The organism is Ignavibacteriales bacterium, from assembly GCA_026390575.1.
In the GTDB taxonomy this organism is placed as follows: domain Bacteria; phylum Bacteroidota; class Ignavibacteria; order UBA10030; family UBA10030; genus Fen-1298.
Genome location: JAPLFR010000001.1, coordinates 415,931 through 436,669, shown reverse-complemented (window position 1 = coordinate 436,669; position 20,739 = coordinate 415,931). Strand labels below are relative to the sequence as shown.

The 20,739-nt window shown below is 42.9% G+C and carries 19 protein-coding genes; 3 read left to right on the top strand and 16 right to left on the bottom strand.

The window, feature by feature from the left end; genetic code table 11:
- Positions 1-55: 55 nt before the first annotated feature.
- The 3 genes from NTX44_02005 to NTX44_01995 form a co-directional block, all read right to left on the bottom strand.
- The gene (locus NTX44_02005; GenBank protein ID MCX6120377.1) at positions 56-1,135 is read right to left on the bottom strand and encodes a sugar kinase; all 1,080 of its coding nucleotides are present in this window, start codon (positions 1,133-1,135) and stop codon (positions 56-58) included.
- 95 nt (positions 1,136-1,230) lie between these two features.
- Positions 1,231-2,064, bottom strand: coding sequence for an SDR family oxidoreductase (locus tag NTX44_02000; GenBank protein ID MCX6120376.1), 834 nt, complete (start codon positions 2,062-2,064; stop codon positions 1,231-1,233).
- Between the two features lie 54 nt (positions 2,065-2,118).
- The gene (locus NTX44_01995; GenBank protein ID MCX6120375.1) at positions 2,119-3,573 is read right to left on the bottom strand and encodes an MFS transporter; all 1,455 of its coding nucleotides are present in this window, start codon (positions 3,571-3,573) and stop codon (positions 2,119-2,121) included.
- Between the two features lie 794 nt (positions 3,574-4,367).
- On the opposite strand from NTX44_01995, the gene NTX44_01990 reads away from it, so the two are divergent.
- The 3 genes from NTX44_01990 to ftsE are packed head-to-tail and all read left to right on the top strand — an operon-like array spanning position 4,368 to position 7,382.
- Positions 4,368-5,717 (top strand): GWxTD domain-containing protein, encoded by a 1,350-nt coding sequence (locus tag NTX44_01990; protein MCX6120374.1) that lies wholly within the window; start codon positions 4,368-4,370, stop codon positions 5,715-5,717.
- Positions 5,714-6,718 (top strand): 4-hydroxythreonine-4-phosphate dehydrogenase PdxA, encoded by a 1,005-nt coding sequence (gene pdxA / locus NTX44_01985; GenBank protein ID MCX6120373.1) that lies wholly within the window; start codon positions 5,714-5,716, stop codon positions 6,716-6,718. Before NTX44_01990 ends, pdxA begins: the two co-directional genes overlap by 4 nt.
- A complete protein-coding gene (ftsE, locus tag NTX44_01980) occupies positions 6,711-7,382 on the top strand; it encodes a cell division ATP-binding protein FtsE (GenBank protein MCX6120372.1) in 672 nt (223 codons plus the stop codon). Before pdxA ends, ftsE begins: the two co-directional genes overlap by 8 nt.
- Positions 7,383-7,441: 59 nt before the next feature.
- Here the strand turns inward: ftsE and NTX44_01975 are convergent, their stop codons facing one another.
- From NTX44_01975 to NTX44_01915, 13 genes are all read right to left on the bottom strand, one after another.
- On the bottom strand, positions 7,442-7,672 hold the full coding sequence (locus NTX44_01975; protein MCX6120371.1) for a NifU family protein: 231 nt from the start codon (positions 7,670-7,672) through the stop codon (positions 7,442-7,444).
- Positions 7,673-7,756: 84 nt separating this feature from the next.
- On the bottom strand, positions 7,757-8,854 hold the full coding sequence (gene apbC, locus NTX44_01970) for an iron-sulfur cluster carrier protein ApbC (protein MCX6120370.1): 1,098 nt from the start codon (positions 8,852-8,854) through the stop codon (positions 7,757-7,759).
- Between the two features lie 81 nt (positions 8,855-8,935).
- A complete protein-coding gene (locus NTX44_01965; protein MCX6120369.1) occupies positions 8,936-10,354 on the bottom strand; it encodes an RtcB family protein in 1,419 nt (472 codons plus the stop codon).
- Between the two features lie 3 nt (positions 10,355-10,357).
- Positions 10,358-10,777, bottom strand: coding sequence for an archease (locus tag NTX44_01960; protein ID MCX6120368.1), 420 nt, complete (start codon positions 10,775-10,777; stop codon positions 10,358-10,360).
- A 6-nt stretch (positions 10,778-10,783) separates the two neighbouring features.
- Entirely contained in the window at positions 10,784-11,695 is a 912-nt protein-coding gene (locus NTX44_01955) for a phosphoribosylaminoimidazolesuccinocarboxamide synthase (GenBank protein MCX6120367.1), read from the bottom strand.
- A complete protein-coding gene (gene aat / locus NTX44_01950; protein MCX6120366.1) occupies positions 11,692-12,303 on the bottom strand; it encodes a leucyl/phenylalanyl-tRNA--protein transferase in 612 nt (203 codons plus the stop codon). The genes NTX44_01955 and aat overlap by 4 nt, the downstream gene beginning before the upstream one ends.
- Positions 12,304-12,356: 53 nt before the next feature.
- Positions 12,357-13,451 carry an ATP-dependent 6-phosphofructokinase gene (locus NTX44_01945; GenBank protein ID MCX6120365.1) on the bottom strand — a complete coding sequence of 365 codons (1,095 nt, stop codon included), beginning with the start codon at positions 13,449-13,451 and terminating at the stop codon, positions 12,357-12,359.
- Positions 13,452-13,588: 137 nt separating this feature from the next.
- Positions 13,589-14,365 (bottom strand): hypothetical protein, encoded by a 777-nt coding sequence (locus NTX44_01940; GenBank protein MCX6120364.1) that lies wholly within the window; start codon positions 14,363-14,365, stop codon positions 13,589-13,591.
- A 197-nt stretch (positions 14,366-14,562) separates the two neighbouring features.
- Positions 14,563-15,465: a DUF3667 domain-containing protein gene (locus NTX44_01935; protein ID MCX6120363.1), complete on the bottom strand. Its 903-nt coding sequence runs from the start codon at positions 15,463-15,465 to the stop codon at positions 14,563-14,565.
- Positions 15,466-15,533: 68 nt separating this feature from the next.
- A complete protein-coding gene (locus NTX44_01930) occupies positions 15,534-15,968 on the bottom strand; it encodes a VOC family protein (protein MCX6120362.1) in 435 nt (144 codons plus the stop codon).
- 24 nt (positions 15,969-15,992) lie between these two features.
- Positions 15,993-17,060 carry a Gfo/Idh/MocA family oxidoreductase gene (locus NTX44_01925; GenBank protein MCX6120361.1) on the bottom strand — a complete coding sequence of 356 codons (1,068 nt, stop codon included), beginning with the start codon at positions 17,058-17,060 and terminating at the stop codon, positions 15,993-15,995.
- 104 nt (positions 17,061-17,164) lie between these two features.
- A complete protein-coding gene (locus NTX44_01920; protein MCX6120360.1) occupies positions 17,165-18,226 on the bottom strand; it encodes a 4Fe-4S binding protein in 1,062 nt (353 codons plus the stop codon).
- Positions 18,227-18,263: 37 nt separating this feature from the next.
- On the bottom strand, positions 18,264-20,699 hold the full coding sequence (locus NTX44_01915) for a PAS domain S-box protein (protein ID MCX6120359.1): 2,436 nt from the start codon (positions 20,697-20,699) through the stop codon (positions 18,264-18,266).
- Positions 20,700-20,739 lie beyond the last annotated feature (40 nt).

The window sequence follows — 20,739 nt, the reverse complement described above, 5'->3', positions numbered from 1 at the left end:
AGAACGTCACCGATCGTTCTCCGATGACGTTCCTGCCAAATTCTTCAACGAAAAGTTAGCGTTGAATACGGGCCGATCCACCTTTCGCGAATGCTTTGACTTGATCAACCGAGACCATCGTTGTATCACCTGGTGTTGTTGTGAGCATTGCTCCATGCGCCCATCCAAGATTGACTGCTTCTTGCGGTTGTTCGCCAGATAAGAGACCATAGAAAAATCCTGCCGCATATCCATCACCGCCGCCAACGCGGTCGATAACGTCCAATTCAGCGGTCGGAGAAACATAAGTTTTTCCATCGATCCATGCAACGGCAGCCCAGCTATGATGATTCGTCGAATGCACTTCGCGCAATGTTGTCGCTACAGCTTTAACATTGGGATGTTTCTTAACAACTTTGTCAATCATTCCCAAAAAGGCAGAAGGGTCAAGCTTTGATTTTGATTCAACGTCCTGACCGGGGATACCAAGACCCTTTTGCAGATCTTCTTCGTTACCAACGAGCACATCAACGTTTTCTACGATGCGGGCAATCACTTCGGCAGCTTTTTTCTCGCCACCCCAGATATTCCATAACTTTGCACGGAAATTAAGATCAAAACTCGTGATGGCCCCGGCTTTTTTCGCCGCCTTCATTCCTTCAATAATTACTTCACCCGTTGTTTCAGACAAAGCCGCAAAAATTCCACCGCTGTGGAACCAACGAACTCCGCCTGCGAAAATTTCGTCCCAATTAAAATCACCCGGTTTTAATAAGGCGCCGCCTTCATTTGAACGATTGTAGAATACGACTGGCGGGCGAACACCATGGCCTTGATCACTATAGACAGTCGCCATATTTGGACCGTTTACTCCATTGTGTTTGAAGTGCTTGTAAAACGGTTTCACGCCCATCGCTCTCACACGCTCAACAATAAGATCGCCGATTGGATAATCTACCATTGCAGAGGCAATACCAGTTTTCATCCCGAAACAGTCTGCTAAATTTGCTGCTACATTGAATTCGCCGCCGCTGACATGAATTTTGCACTCGGTCGCTTTTCTAAATGGAATGATGCCAGGATCCAAACGATGTACCAATGCACCCAATGAAACAAGATCCAATGCACCCTCTTTTTTTATATTCAAACCACTCATTGTTTGCTCCTTTTATTTAAACCGTCAGTTTTCAGCTATCAGCCATCAGTTTAGTCGTTATACTTATTATTTCTTACTTCTTACTTTTATCTTTATTACACACCTGAATATGCCGAGAATCCACCATCGATCGGCAAAACAATACCTGTAACGAATTTCGATGCAGGCGATAACAGCCATAACATTCCGCCTAATAAATCATCAGGCGTGCCAAAACGTCCGCTTGGCGTATGGTCGAGAATCTTCTTGCCGCGTGCAGTTAATTCACCGGTCGCTTTATCCGTGAGAAGGAATCGATTTTGATCTGTTAAGAAAAATCCGGGTGCAATCGCGTTCACACGAATGTTCGGCGTATACTCCTGCGCCATATGAACAGCAAGCCATTGCGTAAAATTGCTGATGGCCGCTTTTGCTGCTGAGTAAGCTGGAATACGTGTCAGCGGACGGAAAGCGTTCATCGAAGAAACGTTTAAAATAATTCCTTCCTTCTGAGCAACCATCTGCTTGCCGAAGATTTGACTTGGGATAATGGCTCCAAGTAAATTAAGATTTGCCACAAATTGAATTGCTTCGGATGGAATATCAAAGAACGACATCTCTGCACTGGTCGTTGCCTTTGGATTATTTCCTCCTGCACCGTTGATAAGAATATCAACCTTACCATATTCGGCAAGAGTCTTATCAGCAGCTTCCTGCACTTTCGCTTTATCAAGCACATCAATAAAAATCGCTTTGTGCTTTCCTTGAGTGCCTGCTAACGTAGCAAGAACTTTTTCGCCAAGCGACATATCGCGATCGAGTATAACAATATTCGCATTACATCCAGCAAGACAACGTGCCATCTCGCTGCAGAGCACTCCTCCGCCGCCGGTAATTGCAATCGTCTTTCCGGTAAAATCATACGCTTTTGTTACTTCTTGTAAGTTCATTTCATTATCCTATATAAAAAGTTTATAGAAGGAGATGTGCTTCCTTCTTATTTATTAATAATCAGTGATTGGTTTATATTTGGGAACCAAGAACTTCATTACACACCAACCGATAAGGTATGCTACGGCACAAATTGAGAAGATGATGAAGTAACCCGATTTGATTCCTTCAAAACCCATGAATTTCATTTGTGTCATATCGCTATAATCGAACAACACACCAGAACCTTTGTTGATCATGTAAGAACCAATCCCTCCAGCCATTCCACCGATGCCTGTCACTGTGGCGATAGCTGATCTTGGAAACATGTCACCAACGGTTGAAAAGATATTGGCAGACCAAGCCTGATGGGCTGCACCTGCAATACCGATAATGATAATTGGGAACCAATAGGAGTAATTCCCCAGTGGTTGGGCTAAAAGCGCTAAAAGCGGGAAGAATGCAAAAATCAACATCGAACGCATACGTCCTGCATATGGGTTCATACCTTTCTTGGTGACAAAATAAGAAGGTAACCAACCACCAATAATCGACAACAAAGTGATTGCGTAAAGGACAAATACCAACAATTGAGCGGTTGAGTTGTCTGAAGGAAGGCCATAAACAGAGCTAAGGTATGCCGGTGTCCAGAACAGGTAAAACCACCATACTCCGTCGGTCATAAACTTACCAAAAGCAAAAGCCCAGGTTTGTTTGTACTTGAAACATTCTTTAAACGTAAGTTTCCGCATAGCCACTCCCTGAGCATCTAAGGGATTTTGATCATTGTCTTGTTGGATGTAAACTAATTCATCTTTATTCACATGTGGATTTGCCTGCGGCTTCTTGTACAAGAAGACCCAAAATCCCATCCACAGAAAACCGAGTGCTCCAATAACGATAAATGCCATTTCCCATCCAAAGTTCGCAGCGATTATCGGAATAGAGAAAGGAGCAACAAGCGCGCCTACAGTAGCACCGGAGTTAAAGATACTTGTAGCATAGGCACGGTCCTTTTTTGGAAAGTACTCGGCCGTAGCTTTAATAGAAGCTGGGAAGTTTCCTGCCTCACCAAGTGCTAGAACAAAGCGTGCGAATACGAACAGAGTAACGGTCACGTTTATTACCAGGCCAACATTTGAGACAGTACTTATGGCTTCTCTTGCCCCTTTAAAACCTACGAGCCATTGGCCTGTAATGACACCAGAAGTTGCTATTCCGCAGAAAGCGTGAAGGCAAGCACCCGCCGACCAAACACCTATGGCCCAAAGAAAGCCTTTTTTAGTATCCATCCAGTCGACAAAACGACCGGCGAACAACATACTAAAAGCATAAAAAATAGAGAAAAGGGATGTAATGTTCCCATAGTCATTATTTGTCCAATGAAACTCAGGAGCAATAAAGTCTTTCCATGTCAAAGAAAGGACCTGACGGTCCATGTAGTTGATGGTGACGCCGAAAAATAACATTGCACAGATAATCCATCGATAGTTGGTTATTTTATTTTTTGGTTCTATCACACCTGACATTTCATACTTCCTTTAATTTATTATTGATTGATATTACAAAAAAAGTATCAGACAAACAGTCCAACGGTGACTACCAATCTTCCATTTCACCTCATTAATATCCGATATTATTCGCTCCTTTAATTTTGTGGCTCATTGTTTTGTTAAAATGGAAATGAACGACTTTGATGAAAAATTGCTGCTTTCAAGCTCACATCAGACATCATACAAGTTCAGAACACTGGTTTTTATCTATGGTAATTATTTGATAATATAAGATAGATTTAACAATTTCACCACATTTTAAGCATTTCTCTTAAAAAGATTTTATTTAGCTCAATTTTTGTACTTACCGTAGATTTTAGTAATAAGTGTATATTAATTAGGGCTTATACCAAATAAATATACAAATTGCGTATACATAAGCCAATTTTATCATCCTCTTGCTGTTTGCAGCATTTGCTCAACAGGCACTACTCTCCATTCATAATTCGTTCAGCAGTTCAGTAGTAAGAAGGTCATATAGCATAATGATTTTTATCAAGGATATTTTCAAAAGGGCCAATTTTTACAAAGATATACTTCTTCTGGATGTATTTTCAGTATGACGTTTATAAGGTATCACTTCAACAATTTAACTTTCCGAAAATTCTTCCGGTATATGAAGATGAAATAGAACTTTTTTATTTTGAATATTTCTTTACTGTCTTTTTTTACGTATTGTTTTTTTGCCTTTCCTTTCCTTTCTCCGTATGTTTTATCATTAGGAAGTATTTTATCACATTTTTATTATACGACGAATAGGTGCCCGTTCCATGAAAATCATCGTTTTTCTTTTTTTTCTTTGCACTTCCATATCATTTTCTCAGTTCTCAGATGAAATACCTCGGTCGGCACCACGGTCTTTTAATCCGATCACATTTGAAGTTATTCCATATTGGACGAACGACACAACATCCATCGACCTCATAGTATTTTACAGAATCAATCCCGAGCTTTTTTTCTTTGCCAAAACAAGCATGGCTCAACAAGAGATCTACGAAGCAAAAGGCGAACTTGTATTTGAAATATTTGATGAAAAAGACGTCGCCATTGCACGCGATTTCAGACCGTTGAGGATCGAACGAAATTCGCTTCCTGCAGAAGGTGTTCCGTTTTCCGAGGAAATACAGGGAGCACTTACTTTCAAATTAAAAAAAGGATTATACAAAATTGTTGTGGAGACAAAAGACAGCGAGTCTGGTAAATCATTCATTAATCGTGATGCGAAAATTGATGCACGAACTTTTTCTGCCGGTCTAAACGTCTCCCCTGCGATTTTTGTTGAGCCACTATCATCCGATACACTTTTAAACAAGCAAAATGAATTCTTTCCGATGAACCGCGGCGGTAGCGTTGTGCTCGGTCAAGTTGGGAGATGTTTGCTTCAAGTAATTTCACCGGATACAAACACAGATATCCATCTCGCATGGAAAGTGAACAGCAAAAACGAAGCTGATGAAGACTCTCCACAAAAATTGCTCGGCGAATATTTCGTTCAGCAAAACGGCACGCCTATCATTATTGAGAATTCAAAACATACTTCAATTTCAATAAAAAAAGATTCGAAGTATAGTCGAATAATCTTTTTTCCAATTCCGACGGAACGGTTAGAGACAGGTAAATATCAGATGAGTATCACGGTGACACAAGGAACACAGAAAGCTACAAAAGATTTCTTTTTCAATATTATCTGGCCATTGAAACCGTATTCTCTCTCCGACTTCAAACTCGCTATCGATGCGGTGCGCCATATAGCAACAGAAGAAGAACTTGATAGCATGACAGCTTTCAGTTCGAGCAAATCCGTAAAAGCGTTCCGTGCATTCTGGCACAAACGCAATCCGGATACGACACGCGCATTTAATCCAGCCATGGCAGAGTATTACCGCAGGGTCGATGAAACGATCAAGCGGTTTTCTTCAACAAACGAAATGGATGGATATAAAACAGATCGTGGACGAATTTATATTTTATTCGGTTCGCCATCCATCACAAACCGCTTGCTGAAACCCAATTCTGCACCGACAGAAATCTGGACGTACGAAAAGTTAAAACGAAGATTTACTTTTACAGATCAGCGGAAAACAGGCAATTATATTCTTATGAAAATGGAGAATTATTGAAACCGGTTATAGCACTTACCATAGGCGATTTTAACGGTGTAGGCCCTGAACTCGCACTCAAAGCAGCACTCAATCATTTAGTACTAAAAAGCTGTACTCCTCTGCTTGTTGGTCCTCTCAGAGTATTTGAACACTCGGCAAGACAATTTAAAATGAAATTGAAATTTGAAAGAGCGACTCTTGCAACGCTCCAGCATTTACCACCACATACAATTCCCATTGTTGATGTTGGCGACGGTATTGGCGCTGATATCCAATATGGCATTCCGACCAAAGCTTCTGGAAGATCGGCCGGAATCGCCCTTGAACGAGCTGTTGAATTGTGTTTGCAAAATAAAGTAGCTGCAATGGTCACTGCACCAGTTTCCAAAGAGGCACTCAATTCTGCCGGCTTTAATTTTCCCGGTCAGACAGAAATGATTGCTCTGCTGACCCGCTCCCAGAGTGTGGCCATGATGCTGATCTCAGACACGATGCGTGTCGGATTGGTGACAATCCATACCGGGTTGAAGAACGTTGCAGCACAAATATCCAAGGAAAAAATCATTGAGAAGATTGCCATTATCGATGATTCGCTGAAGAAAGATTTTCGATTGAAAAAACCAAAACTCGCCATCCTCGCGCTCAATCCGCATTGCGGCGAGAATGGACTTATAGGAACAGAAGAGAATGAAATTATCATTCCTGCAATTGCTGAATCTCAAGCAGCGGGAATTTGTGCCGAAGGTCCTTTTCCCGCCGATGCATTTTTTGGCAACCGCTCGTATGAAAATTTCGAAGCTTTTGTTGCGATGTACCACGATCAAGGATTAATTCCATTAAAGATGAGTTCTTTTGGAAAAGGCGTGAACTTCTCGGCCGGGCTCAAAATTATACGCACATCACCAGACCACGGCACTGCATACGATATTGCCGGAAAGAACAAAGCCACTCTTTCGAGCATGCTCGAAGCAATCAAACTAGCGCTCACCATATCAAAGAATAGGCGGAAGTATGATTGATCTACAAAACGTTAGTGTTTCATTTGACAACCAGCATGTGCTTAACAGTATAAATTTTTCAATGAAACAAAGCGAGTTTGTCTATTTGGTAGGTCAGACAGGTATGGGAAAAAGTACACTAATGCGTTTGATGTATTTTGATCTCCTGCCATCCTCCGGCAAAGTAAGGATTGCCAGTTATGATTCTGCAACCATCACAAGCCGCCAAATACCGCGTATACGGCGGCGGCTTGGAATCGTTTTCCAGGACTTTAAACTGCTGGAAGACCGCACGGTGTATGACAATGTCGCATTTGCGCTGTTTGTAACGAATGCACGGCGCAGTGAAATCAAAAAGAAAGTATTGCACGTCCTTGCAGATGTCGGCTTGAGTCATAAACGTTATCAGATGCCGCACGAATTATCCGGCGGAGAACAACAGCGCGTTGTCATCGCGCGGGCTCTCGTGAATGAGCCGGTCGTTCTCTTAGCAGATGAGCCCACAGGTAATCTTGATCCGACATCTTCTGCAGAAATCATGGAACTACTCACAAAAATTAATATGCGCGGGACTGCCATCTTAATGGCAACCCATAATTACGATCTCGTTAAGAAATATCCTGCCAGAGTTGTTCAATTGAAGGAAGGAAAACTTTCAGAAGTGGAAATGAAAAAAGGAAAGTAACTTTGTAACCATCGCACGGGCACAAAACATAACCTTGGATACCGTGCGAAGATCATTCCTTATTTTACCTGCTCTACGCGTGTTACTTCCGGGTGCTCGATCATTAATGCTCGTTCGATACCAGCCCGCAGTGTCATGATCGACATCGGACAGCCAGCGCACGATCCAAGCAATCGTACTTCAACAATGCCATTATCTTTAATCTGTACTAATTGAACATTTCCCCCATCGATTGCAAGAAATATACGCAGGCGCTCAAGACTCGCTTCAATGGCTTCTTTTGTTACCACGTCTTTATCCTTATAAGAATAAATCTATTCTTTTTTTGTCGAAGATGATATCGAAAGTTCTTCCTTCAGCATCTTCTTCATTCATTAATTCTGATTAGGAACCAATATCTCTATCTTTGGCATCGATGGCGTTCCAAGATATTGAATACTGATTTGTGCCGCAAGCTGCCGCGCTATGCCTTGAATAATTTTCCCCTGTTGGGAATTCGGTTCTCCGTGAACAATGGGGTTACCCTTATCTCCGCCGATCCGTACCTTCGTGTCAATTGGAATTTCGCCAAGGAATGGAACATTGAGTTCTTCTGCCGTTCGCTTGCCACCGCCGCTGTCAAATATATTTTCGCGCTGACCGCAGTGACTGCAAATGAAGTAACTCATATTTTCAACGATGCCCAGCACCGGAACATTCACTTTATTGAACATTACCAGTCCCTTCTTCGCATCGGCAAGTGCCACATCCTGCGGTGTTGTAACTATTACTGCACCTGTCAACGGAATTGTTTGCACGAGCGTAAGCTGAATGTCGCCTGTGCCCGGGGGCAGATCGAAAATAAGATAATCCAAATCGCCCCAATTGACATCAGACATAAATTGCTTCACTGCGCCGCTTGCCATCGGTCCGCGCCAAATAACCGCTTCCATGGGGTCTACAAGGAAACCGATCGACATCACTTTAACGCCGTATCGTTCCAATGGTTGAAGTTTATTATCCAATACTTTTGGCCGCTCGTTGATACCAAACATAAGCGGGATACTTGGACCGTAAACGTCAGCATCAACAAGTCCAACCTTCGCACCATCCAGAGCCAACGCAACAGCAAGATTCACTGCGACAGTCGATTTACCGACACCGCCTTTACCGCTTGCAACAGCAATGGTATTCTTCACACCGGATAAAATGTTGTCCTTTTGCGCATGAGTGTTTCGCTGGACGTTTGAAGTCATAGTGATATCGATCTTCCCGACTTCATCAATGGCGCCGCGAATTGCCTTCTCGCAATCAGCAATAAATTGATCTCGCACCGGACACGCAGGCGTTGTGAGCTGTAAATCGAACTTGATATTGTTTCCTGTAATAACCAGGTTCTTCACAAATCCGAGTTCTACAATGGTACGGTGTAAATCAGGATCTTTAACTTGTTTCAGTGATTCTAGAATATTTTCTTCAGTTAATTTTAACATAGGAATCGGTTTTTCTCTTTAATTTTGTGAGTAACTAAATTTATTGTTCAGATAGAACGAATGCAGCGCGGATTCGGTTCCTTATCCTTTTATCACTCCAACTGGCACCATCTTTGCTACCTTCAAAGAAATACCCGCATTGTGAACAACATCTACCACCGCGCTGACATCTTTATACGCATCCGGCTTCTCTTCTGTGAGACCACTCTTCGACGCACCACGCACATGAATTCCCTTTTGTTTCAGATCATGAATCAATTGATCCGCGCTCATATCTTTTTTTGCTGCATGCCGACTCATTGAACGTCCGGCTCCATGGCACGTAGAACCGAATGTCTCTGCCATTGCCCGTTCTGTTCCGACTAACACATACGAGCAAGTTCCCATACTGCCGGGAATCAGCACTGGTTGTCCTATTGTATAATAGTCTTTTGGAATATCGGGATTGTGTTTTGGGAAGGCGCGCGTGGCTCCTTTTCTATGCACCAGCACTCGTCCTCCAACGCTATGTGTTTCTTCTTTTGCAATGTTATGGGTTACATCATACACCAGTCGCAGATTACTTGAGCCAAGCACACGTCCAAACACCTGCCGGGTCCAATGACTCATCATCTGGCGATTAGCAAATGCAAAGTTTGCTGCTGCGCCCATTGCCTTCAAATAACTTTGCCCTTCTTTCGACCCGATCGGTACACATGCAAGCTGCCGATCGATAACTTTGATGCCATAGTGCGGCATCGCTTCTTGCATGACCTCCAGATAATCTGTGCACACTTGGTGACCAAGTCCGCGAGAGCCGCTGTGGATCATCACGACGATCTGATGAAGCCGCAAACCAAAAAGTTCTGCTGCTTCTTCATTAAATATTTCTTGTACGCACTGTAGTTCGATAAAATGATTGCCAGAACCAAGCGTACCAAGTTGATCTCGTCCGCGTTGCTTCGCGCGCTTGCTCACGGCATTTGAATCTGCCTTGATCATTCTCCCGCACTCTTCAATATGGTCAATATCTTCTTCGGAACCATAGCCGTTTTCCACTGCCCAACGAGCGCCATACTTCAATACTTCATCAAGCTGCTCATACGACAAATCAATAATTCCTGATTTTCCAGCACCGCATGGGATATCCCGGAACATCTGATTGAGCAACTCATCAAGTTTATCATTCACATCTTCCCGTGAAAAATCGGAAGCAAGCAACCGCACACCACAGTTGATATCGAAACCAACACCGCCTGCGGAGACCACACCTTTTTCGATATCCGCTGCCGCCACACCGCCAATTGCAAAGCCATACCCTTGATGCGCATCCGGCATAGCAAGCGAGCGTCCAACAAATCCAGGAAGTGTTGCTACATTCGCAACTTGATTGAGTGTCTCATCATGTTCAATCGCTTTAATTAACGTGTCACTCGCGTAAATTAATCCCTCAATCCTCATTCCACCCTTGAAGGATTTTGGGATCAAATACCGATAGTCGTCTAATTTCTGCAACGTCATTTTTTAGATGTCCACAAACACGCGTGCTATCCAAAGATCACCGAGCTTTTTAACCATCAGTTGATGATAGGTAATTGCTTTGACGTCAAGGTTGAGTTCATGTTTCGATGCATCAAACTGTTGACCAAGAACAGTTGCTTGCAATGAAGTATTATTCATCATATCAAACTTTACATCGGCTGTTAAAAATTTTTCACCATCATACAGGTAGAGAATTTCTGTCAGCCAACGTACTAACAAATTTTCACGATCACGTGCAATAATAGAAATCAATCGCTTTTCGTCCGCTTTAACTTTTGATGATCCGGCAATGATCGACATTAATCCGCGCGCAGCATTTTGGAATGCTTCCGCCATTGTTGCGCCGCGAGCTTCTATTCCAAGATCGGATGGGTGTTCAAGGATTTCAAAGGGCGGTTTCAATTCAATTTAAACCAATGTTCTTCCGCTCAATCGTTTCAGTGCTTCCAAATAAAGTGCCGAGGTTTTTAAAACCACATCAATGGGTAATTTGGGTGCAGGCGGTTTTTTGTTGAAATCGATTGAAAGAAGATAATCACGAACGAACTGCTTATCGTAGCTTTCTTGTGCACGGCCAGCCTCATATTTATCCTGCGGCCAGAAGCGAGATGAATCCGGCGTGAGCAATTCGTCAATAAGTATCAATTCACCGTTTTCATTTAATCCAAATTCCATCTTGGTGTCGGCAATAATAATGCCCTTCTTCTCCGCTATCTCTGCTCCATGACGATAAATTTTCAAGGAGATGTCTCTCACGTTCTCAGAAAGTTCTTTTCCAATGATATTGGTCATCTTTTCGAATGAAATATTCTCGTCGTGTTTGCCGACTTCTTCCTTCGTCGTCGGTGTGAAAATCGGTTCTGGAAGCTTCGACGATTCAACGAGTCCATCCGGCAATTGAATACCGCATACATTTTTACTTTTCTGATATTCAATCCAGCCGGACCCAGAGAGGTACCCGCGCACGATGCACTCAACAGGCAATGGATTCGTTTTCTTCACAAACATTGAACGGTCGTTCAGAGAATCCCAATACGGCTTGCACGCAGAAGGGAAATCATACACAATCGAAGAAATGAGATGATTCTGGATGATGTCCTTCGTTTGGTCAAACCAGAAATCGGATATTTGCGTGAGCACTTTTCCTTTATAGGGAATGCCTTCGTTCATTATAACATCAAACGCTGAGAGGCGGTCAGTTGCCACAATAAGTAATGCATCATCGAAATCATAGATATCGCGTACTTTGCCGCGATTTTTCAATTTCAATGCGGGGAAATTTGTTTGCGTGATAACCGGTTCCATAATATTGCTTATCATAATTCCTCGTCTGTGAATGAACAAGTGATGGTGAGCGATTCTTCCAATCGTTTCATATATTCGCTGCGCGGAATCTCGCGCGCTCCAAATTTTTCCAAATGCGGTGTGAGATACTGAGTATCGAGCAATGTAAATCCGCGTTCCTTCATTCTTTTTACAAGATTCACCAGTGCAATCTTAGAACCATCCCGCAGTCGACTGAACATCGATTCGCCAAAAAATGCTCCGCGAATTGCAACACCATACAGGCCGCCAACGAGTTTATCATTTTTCCATGTTTCAACACTGTGAGCAAGCCCGAGCTGATGAAGCTGAATATAGCTTTGAATAATTGTTTCCGAAATCCACGTTTCCTCTCGTTCCGCACACGCTCGCATTACTTCTTCAAAACGCTTATTAATACAAACTTCAAAATCTTTCTTCTTCAGCGTTAGTGTGAGACTGCGAGGAACATGAAATTCATTCAAATCAAAAATCGTACGGGGATCTGGTGAGTACCAATTTATTTCCCCTGTCTTCGAATCTGCCATCGGAAAATAGCCGTTGCAGTATGCTGTACACAAAAATTGTGGATCAATGATCTTTATGTGCGACGAATGCGCCTGCATTGTTTGTTGATGACTCCATATTAAACTATAGTAATCACATCAGCTTTCCGGTCTTAGTCTCCGAATGAAGTCCCGACCATTTTTGCAGCTTGTATATATTGCGAATCGAGCGGTACAGTTCGGAGTTTTAATATAGCTTCTTTTACAGGCACGGCAACAACTTCGGTTCCGCGCAGACTGACCATGTATCCGAATTTACCTTGCGCTGCCAATTCAAGCGCCATAGCACCAAATCTTGTAGCAAGGATACGATCGTATGGAGTTGGACTGCCGCCGCGCAAAACATGTCCCAACACGACAACGCGTGTCTCAAGTCCGGTTGCCTCTTCAATCTTTCGTCCAACAAGATCACCGATTCCACCTAAACGAACAGGGTCGGTACGTTTTTTATCCATTTCTTTCACGACGACATCACCCTCGGCAGACCTCGCTCCTTCTGCAACACAAATGATGCTGAAACGATTTCCGCGCTTACTGCGAAGAAGGACATGTTCATAAACCTTATCCCACTTAAACGGGATTTCCGGAATCAGAATCGCATCCGCACCACCGGCAATTCCAGAGCCAAGTGCAATCCATCCCGCATACCGTCCCATCACTTCTACTACCATGACACGATGGTGTGAGGAAGCAGTCGTATGAAGACGATCAATTGCTTCGGTTGCAACTGAGACAGCGGAATCATATCCAAACGTCACATCCGTCGCAGAAAGATCATTGTCGATAGTTTTCGGAACACCTATAAAATTGAGACCAAGTTCTGTGAAGCGATCAACGATGTGCATCGTTCCATCTCCGCCGACGGCAATAAGCGCATCCAAATTCCAGTCGCGGTAATTCTGAATGGCATGATGCGAATAATCCAACACTTCGATGCCCTGCGGTGTCTCCACGGGAAACTGAAAAGGATTTCCTTTGTTGGAAGTACCAAGAATTGTTCCGCCCATATTGACAATACCGCCGACATCTTTCGGTGTTAATTCACGCATCCTTCCTTCCACAAGACCTTCAAAGCCATCCAAAATCCCAATGACTATCGAATTAAATTGTGTCATTGCTGGTTTCGCGATACTACGAATAACCGCATTCAAGCCTGGGCAATCGCCGCCGCCGGTAAGAATTCCGATTCTCTTTAAAGTATTTTTCATTTTTATCGTTTCACTCATGAATAATGATTTCACTTGAAAGATACAAAAAAGTGCGATTTGTTTCCATTCGCTCAACCAAACGAAAAAAGCCCCTCCAATTATGCTGGAGAGGCTTCTTTCAAAATCATTTGAACAAATTACGCCTCTTTCTTTTTCTCCTCTGCGCTCTGCTGATATTTCTCACCAAGCCAGGCACCAAAGAGCGAAATCAAGAATCCCATGATCAATCCTGTAATAAGATACGTTGCAGGAACTTTAAGTAAAATAATGAATCTCAGGAAAACCCAATCGAGAATGACTGCTATTAAACCAGCAACTGCAGGCTCTTTGAGTGTCACACCTGGTGATTTTACTCCGACAATAAATCCTGTCACAACAAAACTCAGAATGAATCCGGTAAACGCAATCTTAAAAAGATGGGGGGGAAAAAGAGTTGAGAGTAGAAAAACGAATAACACGTTAAGCGCGAAACCGATAACAATCCCAACCAGCACCCACTTCCAAAGAAACTTATTTACAAGTTTTTCTTCAGCCGAAGATTCGTCTCCCTGCAATTTTTCACCCGCCCAGCCGCCGACCCAAGAAAAACCAACGCCGAGAATCAAGAGAAGCAGGTTGATAGATTTTGTAAATTGGATTTCTGCTTTCGTTATTGTAAGCAGAAGAAGCATCACCACCATCACCAGCGCTCCGCCCACGGATGCTTCATTAATTGTGATGCCAGGAGAAAAGTATCCAATAATAGCACCTGTTACAATAAACCCGCCCAACATAATCAACGCTTGAACTTCGCCGCTATGGAAAGTCGGCGCCACCATGAAATACGATGCCCCAACAATGATAAGTCCTGCAATAACCGATAAGGTGACCCATTTCCAATGCAGCTTGGGCTCTTGGTGTGCATTGTGTACCATAATGTTCTTCCTTTTATTGGTTTGTAAACTGGTGGTATATTTAAACTAAACCAATGGTGAATATCTCAAAACAATAAAGGAAAAGCAAGAAAGTATTGCAATTTATTTTATCTCCTTGACTAAGAAGATTCCCGCACTCCTCTGCCAAACGCCTCGTTCTGGCAGGTATGAATGACTCAATCGACTCAATTGTACTTTTAGAATATCAACAAACTGATAAATATCGTTACTAAAAATAGAAGAGCCATCGAAATCAATTGCAATATACCAATAAGCAGGGTCTGTCCAATCATTTCCATCCGTGACCCATCATACATATGCTTCAATGCCAGATAGAGGTAGATCGGACAAATGATGATGGGCGCCACCAATGTCAACGATGTCCCAACAATCCGATTCACAACCAAGGATACGATGAGCAAAAGGAATAAAAAACTATGATAATGGATTGAAAACACCAAGGTGCCGATGTAATACTGTGCCTTCTTGCGGTTCAGAAGGAAAATAAAAAATGCAAATAAAGGCATCAATGCAAACATCATATATGAAATCCCCTTCACCAAAAAGTGATTGAATCCTTCCTGTCCTTCCGTTCCGATTCGTGCCATTTGACGCACTATGTATCTATTCAGTACTGACAGAGCAATGCCGCGGGATTGAATGAGAGAATCAAGTTGTGCATACTGAAGCCCCCGCAACTCCTGGGAATTAATATTATAGAATGTTATGCCAATGTGAGTCGATGGTGAATCCGCTGGAGAGACCGACTCATGCTTACCGGACAGCAACGATAAAAGAAGAAAAAACAGAAAACTAATGAAGATGTACAGCCTGACAGGAGCAACATACCGTGCACGTTTCCCTTTGATGAATTCTGAAGTCACAAACCCGGGCTTGAACGCTAGTGTTTGTACTGTCCGAACGGATTTTGTATCGAAATGGAAAATTCCTTCCAGCGTCTCTTCCAGGAAATGCCGCAGCGGGACGTTGAGATCGTGGTTCGCCTGTCCGCAGTGCGGACAATACGTGTATGATGTTTCAATCCGCGTGCTGCAATTTGCACATACCGAATATTTCCGTTTTGAAAAAGTTCGATGCATTCGTTTTATTCGTTACCCTAATTTGAATTCTTCACATGGTTTATATGAAGATCATTCGTGTGCGAGGCTCAATTTTTAACTGCACGGCCTCTCTGAAAACTTGTCGGAGTATATTCCATCAATTCGATGTCGTTGCCATCCGGATCTTTAATCCATGCCTGTTTCGAATTATCCATCCCAACTGACACAGGTGAAATATTCACCCCTCTTTTGATCAGAAGCTCCCTGTACGTTTCTATATCCTTCACCTCAAAACATACATGCCGGTATTTATTTCCATGCTGTAATGGCGCTACGCTGCCGCCCCATTGCCGGACTGCACCGGCTTGATCAAATATTTCGATGAACGTTGTCTTGCCGCACTCAATATACCAACCAAAGGGCACACCCTTATTGTTATCAAGAGTAAATGCAATTTTTAATCCGAGTTTATGGACATAGAAATCAATCATTTTTTCAGGTTGATCAGAAAAAAAATTGATGTGGGCTAGTTGGGTAATCATGGAAATCTCCGTTTTTGGATCGTATTAAAGCAACGTTAATTTACTGTCATTCTTTGCAGATTTAAAACATGCATCCAGCACGCGTTGTGTTGTTACAGCCATTAACGGCCACTCTTTATTCAATTGTCCCGAACAGATCTGATTGACAAAATTGCGGATCATGAGCGTATCCTGTGCATGAATTCTGCTTTCGGTATGCTCACTTGTGCAATTGCAGCATTTAACTCGCGCTTCGATATTATTCACATCAAACGATGGCTCATGGATGTTCACTGGATGGACAAAATCAGGAATAGACAAACTCCCTTTCGTTCCGCTGATAGTGCTCCACTGTTGAAATGCTGTCAAGAATGAACAGTAGAAATCGGCAGATGTATCATTGCTAAATATGAGCTCTCCAGAAAAATCTGTAGGTGTCGGTGCGGGGCTTGTCTTGCCGCCGCGCTGAGATAGAATTCTTCCTGTGACAGCATAGGGTACGTGCCACTTCATTGCCCACAATGAAAAACGAATGTTATACCAGCCAAGATCGCCAAGACAACCGGTCGGTTCAAGTTCGCTGTGCAGACGGATGTTCGTGCGCAGATAGTCTTCCGGGGCTCTGAAACTAAACATGGAAGAGATCCGCTTGATCTGACCGATACTCTGGCTATCGTCCAGTACTTTGCGAATGCGCTGTAGACGAGGATTGTGCATAAACATCACACCATCCATAAATTGCACTTTATTTTGCTGGCAGGTTTCTACCATCTCTTGTACATCGTTTAAGTTTATTCCGCATGGCTTTTCGCAGAGCACATGCTTCCCTGCTTTGGCTGTCCGTAAAACCCACTCCTTGCGTAACCCGGTCGGCAGCGGAATATATACTGCATCGATATCCGGTGCATCAATCAATTGCTCGTAATTGCTATATGCCTTCGGCTGGACTTCAAATTTATTCTCGGCCTGGCATGTTTTAATAAACTGCTTGCTCCGTTCAATGGAACGACTTGCCACAGCGGTCACAATAGAGTTTCCGCTGTTGAAAATAGCGCGCCAGTTTTGACGAGCTATGTCTGCTGTGCCTACAATACCCCAACGAAGTTTTTCCATGTTCTCATGCTCGCTTCTATTGTATCAATGAAGATGGCAACCTTGTCAAAGTTCACTTTGATGAAACGTAGGTACCTTTGACAAGGTTCTCTTTTATTCTTTGTCTAACGTACCTTACTAAGATTACGCTGCGTCTGCCACTCACTTTTATCAGCGGGTGGTATGAGAATTTGATCTGATTCCCGGCGTTTTAGATGAAGTGCTTCCGTTGGACAAACAAGCACGCATAACCCGCATCCGAAACAATGTTTTATATCCACAGCAAGTATTGCATCCGGAATCGAGAGCGCATGAAATTGGCATCGGTCGATACAAACGCCGCAGAGAGAACATTTCTCTTCCTCCAATGCAATCTGAAAATCTGAGTGCGCAACAGCGCTGAGAATTCCATATTCAGCAATGCCTCTCATAATCCCGCAGCAGCACGTGCAGCAATTACAGATATATTCTACCCCATCCCGATAATTGCCGGAAGAATGCACAAGTCCTGCCTCTTCCGTCTCCCACAGGATTTTAAGCGCTTCTTCTTTGGTAATCGCCCGATCCACTTTACTCCGATCAAAAGCGTTCTTCAGAGATGCAAAGACCAGGCACGTTTCCAATTTATGATGACACTCTTTACCTAACAACAGCTGCTGCTTACGACAAATACAATCCCTCACTCCCCATGATTGTGCTTTCTCCAGCATTGCGTTTGCCTGCTCATAGGGATCGATATTCACTTTGAGTGGAATTGCCCTCCCAACCGGTATAACACGATGAAGCGCCGGTGTCGGACGCAGCACACCACCCTGCGTCTCCCGGAAATACTGTTCAAATAACTCTGCCATCTCTTTATCCATTCGCGGCAATTGTCCTTCGTAAAATCCCACGATAAACGGACGCAGGGCATAGGCAAACTCTCCTTCTCCTTTTCGCAGATCGATTAATCCTTTGGCAACCATTCGTTTCAATGTATCACGCGCCTCCCTGGGATCAATTCCTGCCCTGTTGGCAATTACTGCTCCAGTTTCAGATTCCAGGTTCATTGCACACGCCAGCACTGCCTCTTCCGGTGCAAAAATTTTAGCCAGCATCCGGTATTCAACACCGTTTTGTGTTTGCGGGAATCGATTGGGAAGTTCGTCTAACTTTTGAGCTAAACGTTGGAATATCTCATCCTTCATTGTCAACTTTAATTATTGAATAAAAAGATTTTTAGAACTATCTATTGAGTTCATTTTTTTTCCTGTCCAACACTTCCCTGATTTTAAGCAAGAGTTGAGTGTTTCTATATGGTTTCTGTATAAAGTCTTCTATTCCGAGTTGTTTCAATTCCCATTTCATGCGCTCATCTAAATAACCACTAGCAACAATGAACTGAACATTGGGATCAATTTCTTTCATTTTTTTGACAGTATCAATCCCATTCATTTTTGGCAAACCAAGGTCACTCAATACAAGTGCAATTTCTTCATGGTACCGAGTAAACAGTTTTAACGCTTTTTCACCATCGGATGCTTTAAAAATAGAGTAATCATGGGATCGTAAGATCATATGAAGCATGCCCAAAATCAATTCTTCATCTTCAACAATGAGAATCGTTTCAGTTCCGCACGGTAGTTCTGCTGGCGACAGTTCTTTTTTCTGCAGCTTTCCTCCAATGAAATTCGTTGCCGGGAAGAATAACGAGAATGTAGATCCCTTGCCAACATTGCTTTCCACACTTATAAATCCTTCATGCGAGTGAATAATTCCATAGACTACAGAAAGCCCCAGTCCTGTACCTTTCCCATACTCTTTTGTCGTAAAGAACGGATCGAAAATGCGTTGGAGTATTGCTTCATCCATTCCGGAGCCGGTATCGGTAATGCGCAAGCACACATAGGATGGATGAATAGCAGTGGGAAAACGTTCCCGTACTGTATTCTGCAAAAGGAGTGTTGCATCGATTGTTATACAACCACCGTGAGGCATCGCATCTCGCGCATTAATACAAAGATTCATTAATGTTTGATGTATTTGTGTTTTGTCACCCATAATAGCAGGAAGATCCTCTGCATAATTCTCAGTGAATGTAATTGTTTTTGGAAAAGTTTGTTTGAGCATGGAAAGCACTTCTTGCATCACCATGGGAATGTTCAACGGAAGAAAATTGACTTCCGTCCTCCGCGCAAATGCCAGAATCTGATCCACGAGGGCTGCGCCCCGTTCGACCGCTTGCACAATGGCACTCATTCCTTCTTTATGCATCACGGCATCAAGTCGGTTCTTCTCCACAAGATCGGCGTAACCGAAAATAATGCCGAGGATATTATTGAAGTCGTGTGCGATACCGCCTGCCAGTGTCCCGATGCTTTGAATTTTTTGTGTTTGCAATAATTGATTTTGCAATTTCTTTTGATCTGTAATATCGCGTACGACTGAAATCATGCAAGCTTCCCCCGCTACTCTGATCGTACTTGCGGAAAGTAAACCTGTAAAAGATATTCCCTGTTTATTGATAAACTCTATTTCTATGTTTTCCACTCTATGCTGATTTTGAAGAAAGATCATTATTCGGTCAGGATCTTCCATGTTCTTCCAGATATTGATTTCCTGCGCACTGTGTCCTATCACTTCTTCCCTCGTATATCCATACTGGCGTGTAAAACCGTCATTCACATCTATGTACACATTGTTTTTCATGTTGAGAAGTGTAAGAGAATCTGGACTCGTCATAAAAACCTGCGAGAATCTTTCTTCAGACATCCTTCGTTGATCTTCCGCTTGTTTTCTTTCGGAAATATCTCGGAGCACGACGACGACTTCGTCGTTTGTGAGGGCGACAACACGTGCTTCCCAGTATTCTTTTTTGCGTTGAATTGGTAGCTCGTATTCAGATTCTTGTATGGATTTTTTTTTCAGCGCTGCTTGCGTTATAGCCATCATTTGTGAAGCAATAGAATCCGGGAGGAGCGATTGAATCTTCTTTCCGAGAAACTCCTGAGGTGACGAAACCAGTGTTTGATCTCGTGGTGCAGAAAAGTCTAAAATTGTACCATCGCGGTTTAAACGGAATACCAAATCCGGAAGTGCGGAAAGTAATGCTCGATTCCGTGCAACACTCTGCCGCAAATTTTCTGTGAGGAATGATACGATGACAGCTGTTACCATAAGTATAATTATCATATCCATTATATCGCGCGTATTGACGTTGAGATTCTGCGATGGTATGATCAATCCTTTTACTTCTGCAATCATAATGAGTGCGAACGAGAAAATAATGGCGACTGTTAATATGAAGAACGAACGTTTACTTAACAGCAACCCTGCAATAACAATGGACACAGGATAAATAAGAATGCTTATATCTCGCGAGCCTTCGCCGGCAAATAAGATGAGTAGTGTCTCCAAAATAAACACTGACACTACCAACATGCGGCTTGCCCATTTCAAGTTCCCCCGATAATTGAGCCATAAAGTAAACCAAAGGAGGACTTCTTCAAGAAGGAGTGTATAGACCGTATTCCAATGCCCTATGGTCGCCCTCGTGTACATGGGAATAAAGATGAGGAATGTTATACTAAGACAGATCGTATGGATTATCTGTCTAATGCGGTTCTCATCCTCATCGAGACTGCGCGGAGGAAGAAACATTTCGATGAATTTCCATTTCATCTTGTGCTTCCTTAAAAGTATAACATATCTTAAGGCGGTT

Bases quoted from the DNA above. Each gene is read 5' to 3' on its own strand.
- NTX44_02005 (MCX6120377.1), bottom strand. From the start codon at position 1,135: ATGAGTGGTTTGAATATAAAAAAAGAGGGTGCATTGGATCTTGTTTCA.
- NTX44_02000 (MCX6120376.1), bottom strand. From the start codon at position 2,064: ATGAACTTACAAGAAGTAACAAAAGCGTATGATTTTACCGGAAAGACG.
- NTX44_01995 (MCX6120375.1), bottom strand. From the start codon at position 3,573: ATGTCAGGTGTGATAGAACCAAAAAATAAAATAACCAACTATCGATGG.
- NTX44_01990 (MCX6120374.1), top strand. From the start codon at position 4,368: ATGAAAATCATCGTTTTTCTTTTTTTTCTTTGCACTTCCATATCATTT.
- ftsE (MCX6120372.1), top strand. From the start codon at position 6,711: ATGATTGATCTACAAAACGTTAGTGTTTCATTTGACAACCAGCATGTG.
- apbC (MCX6120370.1), bottom strand. From the start codon at position 8,854: ATGTTAAAATTAACTGAAGAAAATATTCTAGAATCACTGAAACAAGTT.
- NTX44_01965 (MCX6120369.1), bottom strand. From the start codon at position 10,354: ATGACGTTGCAGAAATTAGACGACTATCGGTATTTGATCCCAAAATCC.
- NTX44_01955 (MCX6120367.1), bottom strand. From the start codon at position 11,695: ATGATAAGCAATATTATGGAACCGGTTATCACGCAAACAAATTTCCCC.
- aat (MCX6120366.1), bottom strand. From the start codon at position 12,303: ATGCAGGCGCATTCGTCGCACATAAAGATCATTGATCCACAATTTTTG.
- NTX44_01945 (MCX6120365.1), bottom strand. From the start codon at position 13,451: ATGAAAAATACTTTAAAGAGAATCGGAATTCTTACCGGCGGCGGCGAT.
- NTX44_01940 (MCX6120364.1), bottom strand. From the start codon at position 14,365: ATGGTACACAATGCACACCAAGAGCCCAAGCTGCATTGGAAATGGGTC.
- NTX44_01935 (MCX6120363.1), bottom strand. From the start codon at position 15,465: ATGCATCGAACTTTTTCAAAACGGAAATATTCGGTATGTGCAAATTGC.
- NTX44_01930 (MCX6120362.1), bottom strand. From the start codon at position 15,968: ATGATTACCCAACTAGCCCACATCAATTTTTTTTCTGATCAACCTGAA.
- NTX44_01925 (MCX6120361.1), bottom strand. From the start codon at position 17,060: ATGGAAAAACTTCGTTGGGGTATTGTAGGCACAGCAGACATAGCTCGT.
- NTX44_01920 (MCX6120360.1), bottom strand. From the start codon at position 18,226: ATGAAGGATGAGATATTCCAACGTTTAGCTCAAAAGTTAGACGAACTT.
- NTX44_01915 (MCX6120359.1), bottom strand. From the start codon at position 20,699: ATGAAATGGAAATTCATCGAAATGTTTCTTCCTCCGCGCAGTCTCGAT.